This window comes from Paenibacillus amylolyticus (assembly GCF_036894225.1).
GTDB lineage: Bacteria > Bacillota > Bacilli > Paenibacillales > Paenibacillaceae > Paenibacillus > Paenibacillus amylolyticus.
Genome location: NZ_CP145892.1, coordinates 5,410,711 through 5,423,163 on the forward strand (window position 1 = coordinate 5,410,711; position 12,453 = coordinate 5,423,163).

Sequence of the window (12,453 nt, forward strand, 5' to 3'; positions counted from 1 at the left end):
AAGGCTTGCAACTTCTTCCAACTCCAGTCCCAATGAGATTCCCAATCGTGCAATGTAAACCATTTCTCATGTAGGTACAAGAACATACGTTCTTGTATGTGGTCGCAGAAATAACCCTCACCATTAGGTATATGGATGGACCTCACCTAACCCGATCAAATACTTCATTTCATACAAAAAGCGTTAATGGCGGATGAACCATCCCTTCGGAATGCTTCTGTCCTTCCATTAACGCTTTGATGTTCACATATCATGAAGTTAAATCAAAATGTTTCGTTTAGTCTCAGCCTTCAAGTCTGGATACAAGCGCTCTCAGCGCGTGACCACGGTGGCTAATCGCCTGCTTTTGCTCAAGCGTCAGCTCTGCCATCGTCATCTCGTATTCAGGTACATAGAAGAGTGGGTCATATCCAAAACCGCCAGCACCTGCAGCTTGAGCCGTAATCCAGCCTTCCGCAGTGCCTTCTGATTCATACTTATCACCTGTTGTCGGATCGTACAGGACCAGCGCACAGACGAAACGAGCCGGACTTAGTAGCGGCTGCTCGGTGTCCTCACCGGATTTCAACGATTCCAGCGTCTCCAGCAACTTCGCATTATTCTGTGCATCCGTTGCTCCTTCGCCTGCATATCTCGCTGAATATACCCCTGGCTCACCATCCAACAGGTCTACACATAAACCTGAATCGTCTGCCAGAACGGGCAAACCAAGCGCATCACCAACCGCCTTGGCTTTCTTCCAGGCATTCTCCGCAAACGTTACGCCATCTTCTACCACATCCGGCAGCTCCGGATAGTCAAACATGCTCTTAACCTCTTTGCCAAGCGGTGCGAAAGCATGAGCGAATTCACGGACTTTACCCGCATTGCGGGTAGCAACAATGAGGATTGGGCTGTCCAAACTCATCTTAGGCTTCCCCTAATCCACGCGCGCCGATCTTGAGCGCAATCGGTCCAAGCACTTCTTTTTGACGCTCGATCATTTCCAGAATTCCCTGTTCGCCCAGTTCCAACATGGCGTTCAGCTCACGGCGATCAAATGGTGCTTCCTCACCTGTTCCCTGAAGCTCGACGTATTTACCGCCACCTGTCATCACCAGGTTCATGTCTACCTTGGCTTTGGAATCTTCATCATAGTTCAGATCCAGTACAGGCTGTTCACCCACAACACCCACACTTACTGCGGCAATGAAATCCGTAATCGGGAACACTTGCAGTTTGTGCTGTTGGGAGATCTTGTTCACGGCAAGCGCCAGCGCTACAAACGCACCGGTTATGGACGTTGTGCGTGTGCCTCCGTCAGCTTGAATAACATCACAGTCCAAGGTAATGGTACGCTCACCAAGAGCCTGCAGATTAACTACTGAGCGCAGTGCCCGACCAATCAGACGCTGGATTTCCATGGTGCGTCCAGTTAATTTGCCACGATTGGCTTCACGTTGGTTCCGGGTATGTGTTGCACGTGGCAACATGGAATATTCAGCTGTTACCCAGCCTTTACCCTGCCCTTTCATAAAGGGAGGTACACGTTCCTCTACTGTAGCTGTACAGATCACCTTTGTATCTCCAACTTCAATCAGTACAGAGCCCTCGGCGTATTTATTCGTGTTCACTGTTAAATTCAGCGGGCGCAGCTGTTCGCTGGTTCGTCCGTTTGATCTCATATTTTCTGCCTCCTACGACTTAAGCATCCTGTAATGTTGAACTTATTCACACTTTTAGAGATTGTTCAAAAAGCTCGCTTTTGATTACAAAAAATGCCTTAAGGCATCATCAGCATCGAATATGGAATTCAGCCGAAATGTCCGTTGCTCACGTAGTTTGCCTACGCTCCGCTACTCCATTTCTAGCTTCATCCCATCTTCTCGGTACTGAAAACCGATCTTTTTGAACACGTATTTTACGAATCCCTTATATTTTACCAAAGAGTTCGGTTAAAAGCATCCTTAAGCATTCCTTGCTCATTAAATCGGAATTTCGTTGATATATTCAGGCTTGGAAACCGGCGCACTGTAATCCCTGTTGTCGTCACCCATGACCGTTTTTTGGCCGTTCCACTCGATCTGTACTTTGGCATCCTTGCTGGCTGTGTTCTCCGCAGTGGTTAATACGACAGATTGTAACAGCTCGCTTGGCACGATATCCCCTTCGGCAAACATATCATCTTTCAAGGCAACCGTGACCGTGCCATCTTCTGCCGTTTTGACCGATTGTAGCTCCGTTCCGCCTGTCATGACCTCTTCCAGTTCTCCACCTTTGTCAGGTCCTTTGATCAGTTCGTTCAATGCTGCCTGCACCCGATCTTCACCAGGTGTAACCAGACGTGTCACTGGAACATAATATTGGATGCCCGCTGGCGAAGCAGCGGAGAAATAGACCGTTACCGGGCTGCTGTTGGTCACAAACGTATCACCCAGATCCAGATTGATTCCCACAGCCCGATTCAGCGGTTCAGGCAGCGGCGTGCTATTTACCGGCATTTGCGTTAACTTTTTGCCATCCACCCAGATCTGCACATTCTCCACATCAGGTGTTCCCGTCAATGTCCACGTGACAGCTTCTAGCATTTTCCGTTCTTCCTTCGCATCATACTTGGCAAAATTACCCGAGAACTCAACAACCGCCAGCTTGTCATCCGCGTGAATCGTTACATTCTGCACAACCGTTCCCTGTGGGAGAACGCCTTGGAATCCTTCAGGCAGCATACCCGCATAGGCCCCACCTGTGACAAGTGTATCCAGTGCTGTCTTTGGACTGCTTGCGTCTGTCCCAGAAGGAAGTGTCAGGGATACCGGAGCGAGCAGCCCCTGCTGGTCTTGCAGATATACCGTCGTTAACGGGAGCATTGCGAGTGCTCCATTCCCTTCGGCCGCTTGAATCATAGCTGCTTCCTGGATGGGCGGTGGTGGATCAACAGCTTCGGAAGACTGTGCTCCAAACATGCCGCAGCCTGACAATACCATAGGAATACTCAGCAGCGCTGCTGCCGATACCGTACGCAAAGAATGGATCTTTCTCATGATCACGTTCCCCCTCATCATTTTTACAGTTTGTACTACCATGTATACGAGCCTTTGTCCAAAAAATAACTAAAAGATAATAAGAAAAATGTCTATCAACGCACTTTCACGGAAGGCAGACCGTTTTTAGCTGAAATTTTTCATGTGTTAATCGAATTGTTCCACTTCACTGAAACTTATAATTTTATTATCTTAAAGAAACGTAAACCAGGTTAATAACGTATTAGGAAGCAAGAGTAGGGACATTGCTAACTTCAGAGGAGGAATCGCCCATGGAACATCCTGAGCAAGAAAAAATCCCTTACAGCCTGAATAGCCGCAAGGTGGCGGAGGCAACAAGGGAATGGCTGCATAAGCGGGGCGTCACGATCCCTGAGATCGCAGAGCTGGTCATGTTATTGCAACAAAAATATTATCCAGGTCTTACGATGGAAGAATGTATCGAAAATGTGGAGATGGTTCTCCGTAAACGTGAGGTACAGAACGCTGTTTTGACCGGAATTCAGCTTGATATTCTGGCAGAACAGGGGCAGCTCATATCTCCTTTGCAGGAGATGATTGAGAACGATGAAGGATTGTATGGCGTGGATGAGATTTTGGCATTCTCCATCGTCAATGTATATGGCAGCATTGGATTTACGAATTATGGTTATGTGGACAAGCTGAAACCAGGGGTGCTTGAACGACTGAATGACAAGAGCCTGGGCCCTGTCCACACGTTCTTCGATGATATTGTCGGTGCGATTGCATCAGCAGCGAGCAGTCGGATCGCCCATCGCAAACAATCCGAGCTTGAAGAAGCACTGGGAGAAAAACCTGTTAGTGATGACGCCGTATAATGCGTAAATCGTTTCATAAATGAAGCCATGTGGAACATTGGACATGTGTATGGATGCTTCGTGAAATGACTGTTCAATAAAATAACTGTTCATGGAAAAAGCGGCCTGATGGCCGCTTTTTTGCATGTGTAACGATACATATTGGATAATCCACATTTTATTATTTCAGATGTTTAGGTCGTACCGTTCCCACCAAACCAAAACCTTCAACCCAATTCTGCTCGGAAGGTGAACCAGATGTTGCACGTTTCGGTCCAATCGTGATTTCCGGGCCTTTACGCTCTCGCAACATGCCACGTAGCACGGTGATACCGAGAATGCTGAGTCCGGTAAATACATATATCATCCGCATGATGATGTTGCCAGAATCCGTTCCGGTAACCATGCCGTGAACCAGCAGACCAATGAACACCGGATAGGACAACATGTGGAACATGAACCACCATTTACGGCCCAGCTTGTTCCGCAGATCACTGGATAACAGGACAATCACTAATCCGTAGAAGGCTAACGTTCCCAGACCACTGCCGATCGGATGTACGGAGGCGGTAAAAGGAATCAGAAGTTCTCCCCAGGTAAATGGGCTGTAATGATCAATATATAACGTTAATGCGTGCACGAGTCCAAGTCCGAAGGCGAGCCAGGTCGTTCGGGTATGCCATTTGAACATGGCTGCTTTTGGTTTGCCTTTGGCCATAGGCATCCCTTGCGCAATACCCAGAAACACACCGGCAAAGAGCAACACATAAGCAGCAATTCCACTAATTCGAATGATATTCCACGTTGGCAGGTAATCTACAATCCATTGTGCCATAACCGGCTCCCCCATATCTGTTAGACTTGTCCTCGTTTATAATAGACTGAAGCGATGATCCGGATCAAAACCGGGCCAGTGCTCAGCAAGCGTATCCGTATTCCCTCTAAAATAATTACTCCCATCCCGTGTCATCCACAGGACGTCATGCCGATCGTAATGTCGGTTTAACCAGCCCACCGCCTCGGCACTCCCCAGAATGCATACCGTCTTGGCAATGATCTCGCATTGCGAAGCATGCTGTCCCAGAACGGTACACTGCAATACGTCCGTATCTGCCGGCTCCATCGTCCGGGGGTCAATGAGGTGGTGTGCAAAGCTTCCATCCGTATTCTGCCATTGTCTGCGGGAAATACCCGAAGTGGCAACAGCTCCTCGCTGTAAACGGATCGCTCCCGACATAGCACCCTGATTCTGCAAAGGATCTGCTACTTGCAAGGTCCATTGGGAATGGTCTGGTGAACCCCATACTTGAATATCTCCACCCGCGTTAATCAAACCCGCTGGAATATGCAATGTTCGCTGCAACCAGTCTGCGATACGCTCTACTGCCCAGCCCTTAACAATGCCTCCTAAGTCCAACTCAGCTCCGGGGTCCAGATGAACCATCCGGCTACCTTCCCGCTGAATCCAGCTCGGACGGCTGTGGTCATATCGATCTTCCATCCAGCCTGATGATTCAGGTGTTCTCGTTCGCAATACACGTTCAATTAATGGACGTTTCAATTGTCGTTGCTGCACCTTCTCGAAGCTTAGATCATATCCCGAAGCCTGAAGAGCCTGCGAGATACCCGGTTGAAAAATCCCTTCGGTCAGGCCAATATATCCATAGGCCAAACTCAAAACTTCATCCATCGCAGCGGAGATGGGCATCCATCCGGTTGAAGCATTCAAACGATTCAGTTCACTGTCTGCAACAAATCGGCTGAAGCGCTGCTCCTGCGTCTCAAACCAATTCTTCACCACGGTTGCTGCATGTTCAGCTTCTTCCCGCCCAGCTGACAGTTGCACTTCAACATCCGTGTTCATCGCACGGAATTGAAATCGGAGCGGACGAGCAACTTGCTCCGTGCGGCTCATGATGCACCTGTACGTGACTGATAGTTGCCACTGCTGTATCCGGAGTCTGTACCCTGGTTATTTTGCCCGATACGCTGAGAATCTGAATAATTCCCCTCGTTACTCGAGCTCTGATCTGGCCGAGCTGCTTGTGTGCTATCGGATGTTCCATTATATTGACTATCATTATTGTCATTGTCCTGCGTGTTCCAGTTGTTGCTGTCCGTTGTACTGTTGATCCATTCATCCATCACATCATCATGCGTATCCACTTGGCTTGAAGCAGTAACGCTTGTATCTGTGCCATTTGCTGCTGCATAGGCCACATCAAAGGCATCCGAAGTTCTTACATATTGAAAAAGTGCAGCCACAGTCAACGTTGCTGCCGCTGAAGCTTGCCATTTTCTCCATTGATTCCGTTTTCTTCTGGTCATCGCTCTTCCCTGCTTTCTTTAGCGAAGTTCATAGATGTATCATAGGCGCGCTGGCTTAAAAATAGATGAATGAACCGTTAAGAGAGGCTAAAAAGGCCCAGAACAGGTGAATTTCCTGTCCCGAGCCTCTATATAAGATCGTATTATCATTCCATATCGATATCATCATTCCGTTTAGATTTGAAAATAGAACGTCCCATCCGGTTGCTGCTCTTGCTTCACTAGTTCGCGTCGAATTAACTCCTGCAAATGGGCTAACGTCTCACTCATGGCAAACCGCAGTTGATGGGTACCCAGCCGATTGCCAAACATGTGCACACAGATGTCATAAGCATTCGCCGGTGACTCCTGAATTCGTTCCGTCATCTTCTGAAGACGTTCCTCGTGATGAGCCAGCAATTGAACTGTCCGTTCGTTGAACTGGGCAAAAGGATTCCGATGCCCTGGATACGCCTGTTTGACATTTAGCCCCCCGAGACGTTGCAATCCTTCCATATAAGACAATAATGGCTGAGGGTCACTGCCGGGTTGCAGACTAATATTCGGTGAAATCTGTGGCATAACTGCATCTCCGCACAGAATCTCCATGGACTCCGGCGCATAAAAGGATAAATGGCCTGGGGCATGTCCCCCCGTCTCCACAGCAACCCAACGTTTCCCGCCCATATTAAGCCACTCGCCATCTTCAATGGGTGTCACCTTCGGAAGTGGTGTGATCTGCGAAGTAAATGCCTTCATATGTTCATGTATCTGCTCAGTATTGTCTTCCGGCATACCATGACGACCATAATAATCAGGTAATATTGTATTGATGCGTGAATCAGATCCCCACATATAATCGGCCTCTTGGCGGGAGCGTGTGGACATTCGAACGGGTGCCCCCGTCATCTGTTGCATCCAACCCGACAACCCAAGATGATCGGGGTGATGGTGGGTGAGTACAATTTGACGAATATCGCTAAAGGTCAGGCCGAGATCTGCCAGCGCTTCACTCCACTCCTGTTCTGTTTCCGAATTACGCGGTCCCGGATCTATAATAGTTATCTTCCCATCCGATTCTGATAAGACATAACTGTTCACCCATCGTAAGGGAAACGTCATGCTGATTTTGACCCGGTGTATGCCCTCTGTCATGGACATCTCTTCTGTGCGCTTCATGTTATCCCCCTTCCAAACTGTCTCTGTTCACTCCACAGGACGACGACCAACAAAAATCATGCGCGGAGAAGCCTGCTCGTCATATTTCTCTTCGTCATAGCCGCCATGTACCTGATCTACCCGGAGTCCGGCGGCACTTAACATCTGACTCAGTTGTTCCCGTGTGTACAACTTCACACGTTCCTGATATACCCGCGGTTCATGTCCGGATGTGGTATCCGTAATGCGAATTTCCTTTTGCACAAACCCTTCCTCAATCTTGCGATACTCCTCAATACGCTGTCCTTCATCCTCTCGAACGGAGTGTTGCACCAGATGACGAGTTACATAAGCCGTATTCATAAAATCAATAATATAGCTGCCACCCGGGCGAAGCATGCGATGAATGGCACGTAATACTTTCAGTTGTTCTCCGTCCTCCAGGAAGTAACCAAACGATGTGAACAGATTAACTACAGCGTCAAAGCCACCTTTCAGCGGGAGTTCACGCATGTCCGCATGACACCAAGATACTCGGTGTTCAGTGTCCATTAGGCGCGCTTCACGTAGAAGCACATCGGACAGATCAACTCCGGTCACTCGCAATCCTGCGTCAGCAAGTGCCATGGAGTGCCGTCCCATACCGCAGCATAGATCCAATACTTCAGAATTGGGCTCAAGCTTCAACCAATTAATCATTTTATGTACTTCCTGATGGGCACCCTGCACATCCCGGTGCTTGTATACGAGAAGATAATCTTCTCCAAAACTCTTTTTATACCATTCCGTCATCCATTCTCGCCCTCCACTTGGTCACTGGCTCTCTATCTGTAGTACGCTATGTACAGGCCTGATCATTTCCACTAGCTTTAATGTATTGTAACGTCTTTATTCTGCAAACTCAAAAAATTCCAGTAATTTTCCAACATTGAAGAGCCAAAATGCACACGATATAATATTAGACATATGCCTGCAAATCGGTTAATTATAAGAGGTTGTTCAAAAAGCAACAGGAGGTGTTCTTATGATTCACATCGGACTTACCGGATGGGGGGATCAGGAAGATCTCTATCCAAACCGTACCAAAGCCAAAGACAAGCTCAGTCTATACGGACAATACTTCTCCACCGTGGAGGTGGATAGTTCCTTCTACGCCGTTCAGCCGCGGGATCGAATGGCACGATGGGCTGCCGAGACACCCGAATCCTTTGCTTTTATCATCAAAGCCTATCAGGGAATGACCGGACATCTACGGGGCAAGCCCTACTTCACCAGCACGTCGGAGATGTATAAGGCTTTTCGGGAATCACTGGAACCGGTCATTGAAGCCGGCAAGATGCAGGCAGCCTTGTTTCAATATCCGCCTTGGTTTGAGTGCAATAAAGACAACGTGAAAGAGCTTCGTGAAGTGAAACTTCGAATGGAAGGTATTCCGTGTGCCCTCGAATTCCGTCATCGTAGCTGGTATGAAGGTGACATGCGCGAGCGGACGCTTTCGTTCCTGAAAGAGCAAGGCTGGATTCACAGTGTCTGTGACGAACCTCAGGCAGGTCTAGGTTCTATCCCCATCGTGCCACAGGCGACGGATTCCGAGATGACGCTGGTGCGCATGCACGGACGCAATGTGTCCGGGTGGCATCAGAATGGTGCGCCCAATTGGCGCGAGACCCGTTATTTATACCGTTACAACAAGGAAGAGCTGTTGGAGTGGAAAGGATATCTGGAGCAATTGCAGGAGCAGAGCAAGGATGTCTATGTTATTTTCAACAACAACTCAGGTGGCGATGCAGCGGCGAATGCCCAGATGATGATGGACCTGCTGGATCAGCCGGTGAAGCCTTTCCCTGACCGTACTGAACCGGAGAAGGAAGAAGGACCGGAGCAGCTGGAGCTATTTTAATACGTGCTATAAACGGAGTTATTCATATTATTGGGTGAAGGTAAGTGTATTTATCATTGCTATTATGCAGAGCGGATTCGATATTGGAAACAAACTAAAAGCGGCAAGCCCGGGGGCTTTGCCGCTTTCTTTAGCTGGTAATCTACCTATAGAAGGCTATCCACAAATATCCGTTCAGTTGCGTCAAACATCAGCGCTGCGTGGCTGTAACCGAAGAATCGATATGCGCCTCACGGAGCTGCTGGTTCATTTTATACACTTCATTGCCTGCCAAGAGCACAATGCCGATCCCATGGGTATCATTCAGATTCCAGCCTAGATCATCGCGATAATACAAGGCGGTAAACGAGTACCCGGAACCCCGGCATACCCCGTATATATTGCCTTTATAGTCAATCGACAAACGTGTCATGCCGTGCCATCCTTTGCGTACGGCCTCCAGATAAGGCTCTGGCTGTTCCAGCCAGCCTTCCCGAATACCACGGGCATAAGCGTAGATGAACATGGATGTGCAGGAGGTTTCTTCATACGAATCCGGGCGGTTCAGCACCTGATGCCATAGTCCATTTTCCCCTTGCAGCGCCAAATAACCTTCACTTAAATCACGATAGAACTGTAATAGTTCCGACCGTTTCACATGATCATGTGGCAGGATGGATAACAATTCGGTTAAGGAAAATAGCACCCAGCCGTTACCCCGTCCCCACGGAATACCTGTCGCCCGACCACGTACAAAATCATACACATGGGACATGATCTGTTGTTCGGGAAGGTAGAGGTATTTACGGAACATCAGGAACTGATTGACCGCATCATCCCAATATGTCGCATCTCCTGTCAACTGACCGTAACGCATCAGAAATGGTGTACTCATGTACAAGTCATCACACCACATCGTCTCCTGACGCATCTCCCCACTGCCGCGAACCCGGTAAAAGGCACCGTCCTCCAGACGTTCCTGCTCATGCGTAATGTAGCCTGCAATCCGATCCGCGGTATCTCTTCCCCCACGAATATCGCCCAATTCCATCGCAGCAAGCAGCGTGGAACCAAACGAACCGCAATCATCCAGACTGTCGATGGCAGACAGTTGATTATTGATTCCTGCCGCACCGTACCCTTCCCGATCCCACAGACCGTAGCGGTCAAATGAAGTGCTCAGTTCAATATGTTGCCGTACATACTGAATGTAATCATCCCGTCCCAATTCCTGTCCCGTCTGGAGAAGTCCAAGCAGGGTAACGCCGAGCGGATAATTCCACTTCCCGTAATGTGTATTTTCCAGGTAAGGACGAACATGCGTATCGGGAATATCTACCCGCCAATACACACCTTGTGCATCATCATCAAACACGATATCTGTTCGCACGATGTCGGCGTGGGATGGTTCAGCACCGGGAGTAAACACACCTGTGTACAGCCATGGGTCAGAGCATCCTGCAACCGGATGCGGAGGTTTCAGTCTCCAGCCTGTGGAACCCGAACGCTCGGCATCTTCCAACGTGAATCCCCATGAACCGCCAACTGCCTGGATTTCACCCTTCGCGACCAGATCTGAAAAACCGTAACGGCGCGGGAGTTCAACGTGAAAGTTAGCACTGCCTCCAGCAGAGTATACTTCCGTGCCATCCACATACAGAGTCAAAGCTCCATCATGACGGCCTTTTAAAATAACTGGCGTTGATCCTGGCAAGGTTACATCCAATTTGGACCAGGCGTAAGCAACAGCTAGTTGCTCCGCTCCAAAGATGCGGGCAAAAGAACCCATACTCTGCTCCTCATCTGTCCACGCCTTGCGCGGATACCAGGTAAGACCTGTTTCTTCTTCCGTCATGCCGTCACGAGGAAGAGATAGTACAGGTTCATCGACGGGTTCCGAATATAACCAGCCCTCCTGTCCCTGACGATCTGCCCCAGGAGTGAGGAAGTGGAGCGGGAAATTTTTGAATGAAGCTGTTCCGTAGATACCGCCGAATCCTACTTCTGTTTTGACAAAACACAGCAACACATCATTCCAGCCATAGTTCACGGAAATTGGAATCTGGGTTCTTCGCTCGGGAAATAATTCCTGCAACAACTCAGACTTAAACACCTCTTCACCGTTCACATAGATTGTCACCGGACTATAACAGTTCAGGCCCGTATTTAACGTTGCATTCTGCTCGCTCCATAACTTGCCCCATACATACACGTACTGCCCTGCACGCACCTCTGCGCATTTCTCATGCAGATTCAGGTCGTAGCGATAGTCCCCTAACCTGCGGAAACCTCCCTGATGACAGGCTCTGAACAAAAATGAATGTTTCGGATGATCACCAATATAACGCTGAGCCACCGTAGTCAATATATCCGGAATTGAATCGTACACCTTACCTGCAATCGCCTCGTTCTCATGAAAATAACGAATGATCGTCAGCTCCCTTCCTTATACCTTGATTCGTTCGCTTAGCCGCAATGTCTCTCCGCCCTGCACTTCAACAACCTGCTGATCTGCCGTGAACCATACCGGGATGGCAGACGGATTATGGATGATGGATCGATCGGCCGAACACTCCAATCGTTGTACGGCTTTCCAATAGGCGATCACTTCGATGTTCGTGGCGTACCAGATGTCGTTCCTGCCGCCAATCTGCTCACCGAACTGTTCGATGATCTCCCAGTTGTCGTTGTCATTGAACTCATAGCTGTGACCCCAGACGTAGAGCAATAGTGGCGTACCTGTTTTGGAATGTTGGATAAAACGTTCGGCATGCGCCGCCAAATCATGGTTATGATGGCAGGTCGGATGCCATTCAAGGGGTCGGTCTGGCAATGTGTATCTGCCATGTGATTCAACGGTACGGGCATAATCGATGCCAAGCCACTCCAGCTTTGTACTTAACGCACGGTCGTACCCTCCGTTGGGATAAGCCATGCCTCGTACCGGATAACCGACGAGCTGCTCCAATGCTTTTCGGTCTTGGATAATCTCTTCGGTCAATAGTTCATTCGGAACATAAGGTAGCGTAGGGTGAGTAACCGTGTGAACGGCTACTTCATGCCCCGTATACAGTTCAGCGACTTCCCCAGCCTCAATGCGGCCTGGACTGCCTAGCGTACCGGAGTTCAGATTAAAGGTTCCCCGCAGACCATACCGATTACAGATTTCCACCAGTCTGCGATCATGTACCACTCCATCGTCATAACTGAGCGTTAACGCTTTCATCACACCACCTGGATAGCGGTCAAACTGAATACGATGTCCCATCCC

12 protein-coding genes are annotated in these 12,453 nt (G+C 48.9%); 2 read left to right on the forward strand and 10 right to left on the reverse strand.

The features are described 5' to 3' along the window. Positions 1-283: 283 nt before the first annotated feature. The 3 genes from V6668_RS23965 to V6668_RS23975 all read right to left on the reverse strand — a co-directional run bounded on the left by V6668_RS23965 (position 284) and on the right by V6668_RS23975 (position 3,020). Positions 284-907, reverse strand: a complete 624-nt coding sequence (locus V6668_RS23965) for an XTP/dITP diphosphatase (RefSeq protein WP_017692573.1) — start codon at positions 905-907, stop codon at positions 284-286. Between the two features lies 1 nt (position 908). Continuing rightward, positions 909-1,664, reverse strand: coding sequence for a ribonuclease PH (rph, locus tag V6668_RS23970; RefSeq protein ID WP_017692572.1), 756 nt, complete (start codon positions 1,662-1,664; stop codon positions 909-911). 300 nt (positions 1,665-1,964) lie between these two features. After that, entirely contained in the window at positions 1,965-3,020 is a 1,056-nt protein-coding gene (locus V6668_RS23975; RefSeq protein ID WP_047841205.1) for a GerMN domain-containing protein, read from the reverse strand. Between the two features lie 272 nt (positions 3,021-3,292). Between V6668_RS23975 and V6668_RS23980 the strand changes: the two genes are divergently transcribed. Continuing rightward, positions 3,293-3,859 carry a phosphatidylglycerophosphatase A family protein gene (locus V6668_RS23980; RefSeq protein ID WP_017692570.1) on the forward strand — a complete coding sequence of 189 codons (567 nt, stop codon included), beginning with the start codon at positions 3,293-3,295 and terminating at the stop codon, positions 3,857-3,859. Between the two features lie 160 nt (positions 3,860-4,019). Here the strand turns inward: V6668_RS23980 and V6668_RS23985 are convergent, their stop codons facing one another. The 5 genes from V6668_RS23985 to V6668_RS24005 all read right to left on the reverse strand — a co-directional run bounded on the left by V6668_RS23985 (position 4,020) and on the right by V6668_RS24005 (position 8,095). Beyond that, entirely contained in the window at positions 4,020-4,673 is a 654-nt protein-coding gene (locus V6668_RS23985; protein WP_053061408.1) for a ferric reductase-like transmembrane domain-containing protein, read from the reverse strand. A gap of 36 nt (positions 4,674-4,709) precedes the next feature. Further along, positions 4,710-5,753, reverse strand: coding sequence for an FAD:protein FMN transferase (locus tag V6668_RS23990; RefSeq protein ID WP_051446925.1), 1,044 nt, complete (start codon positions 5,751-5,753; stop codon positions 4,710-4,712). Further along, the gene (locus tag V6668_RS23995) at positions 5,750-6,166 is read right to left on the reverse strand and encodes a hypothetical protein (RefSeq protein WP_036605873.1); all 417 of its coding nucleotides are present in this window, start codon (positions 6,164-6,166) and stop codon (positions 5,750-5,752) included. The genes V6668_RS23990 and V6668_RS23995 overlap by 4 nt, the downstream gene beginning before the upstream one ends. A 174-nt stretch (positions 6,167-6,340) precedes the next feature. Further along, the gene (locus V6668_RS24000; protein ID WP_338706919.1) at positions 6,341-7,324 is read right to left on the reverse strand and encodes an MBL fold metallo-hydrolase; all 984 of its coding nucleotides are present in this window, start codon (positions 7,322-7,324) and stop codon (positions 6,341-6,343) included. 27 nt (positions 7,325-7,351) lie between these two features. Beyond that, positions 7,352-8,095 carry a class I SAM-dependent methyltransferase gene (locus tag V6668_RS24005; RefSeq protein WP_338706920.1) on the reverse strand — a complete coding sequence of 248 codons (744 nt, stop codon included), beginning with the start codon at positions 8,093-8,095 and terminating at the stop codon, positions 7,352-7,354. 232 nt (positions 8,096-8,327) lie between these two features. Between V6668_RS24005 and V6668_RS24010 the strand changes: the two genes are divergently transcribed. Continuing rightward, positions 8,328-9,203: a DUF72 domain-containing protein gene (locus V6668_RS24010; protein WP_076253303.1), complete on the forward strand. Its 876-nt coding sequence runs from the start codon at positions 8,328-8,330 to the stop codon at positions 9,201-9,203. A gap of 190 nt (positions 9,204-9,393) precedes the next feature. Here V6668_RS24010 and V6668_RS24015 read toward each other — a convergent pair whose 3' ends face one another. Both V6668_RS24015 and V6668_RS24020 read right to left on the reverse strand, forming a co-directional pair. Further along, entirely contained in the window at positions 9,394-11,571 is a 2,178-nt protein-coding gene (locus tag V6668_RS24015) for a glycoside hydrolase family 88/105 protein (RefSeq protein WP_338706921.1), read from the reverse strand. A 57-nt stretch (positions 11,572-11,628) separates the two neighbouring features. Next, the gene (locus tag V6668_RS24020; RefSeq protein WP_338706922.1) at positions 11,629-12,450 is read right to left on the reverse strand and encodes a polysaccharide deacetylase family protein; all 822 of its coding nucleotides are present in this window, start codon (positions 12,448-12,450) and stop codon (positions 11,629-11,631) included. Positions 12,451-12,453 lie beyond the last annotated feature (3 nt).